The following is a 308-nucleotide window of genomic DNA, read 5'->3' as shown; positions in this document are numbered from 1 at the left end:
GTAGCCGTCACGCCATCGTTGCCGGATCGCTTCTCGGGACACTGCTTCAGGAACCTCGACATCGATGATCTCGACACGATATCCCGCAGCCACCAAACCTTCGACCAGTTGACGCGCTGAACTCTGCGACCCCAACACTGTATCAACCACCATGTTGGCTCCTTTCTCGATGGCGAGATGACGCATCCGTTTGGCGAGTTTGGAGGATTCTTCGTGTACGAGGGTGGCCAGGTCGAGGGGGAAGAATCGTTCTCCTTGTGTTTCGAGTTCCTTGACCCGGGCGGGTTTCAGCCAGGATTCATAGCTCC

1 protein-coding gene is annotated in these 308 nt (G+C 56.5%); it reads right to left on the bottom strand.

Annotated features, from left to right (window positions below):
• Positions 1-308 (bottom strand): zeta toxin family protein (locus tag EII35_RS15700; protein WP_185744416.1); only part of this gene is annotated, 308 nt, incomplete at both ends.

The sequence above is a fragment of the Arachnia propionica genome (assembly GCF_003932785.1).
GTDB classification, from domain to species: Bacteria; Actinomycetota; Actinomycetes; order Propionibacteriales; family Propionibacteriaceae; genus Arachnia; species Arachnia propionica_B.
The sequence above is the reverse complement of the archived record's forward strand: the minus strand, read 5'-3'. Positions and strand labels throughout refer to the sequence as shown.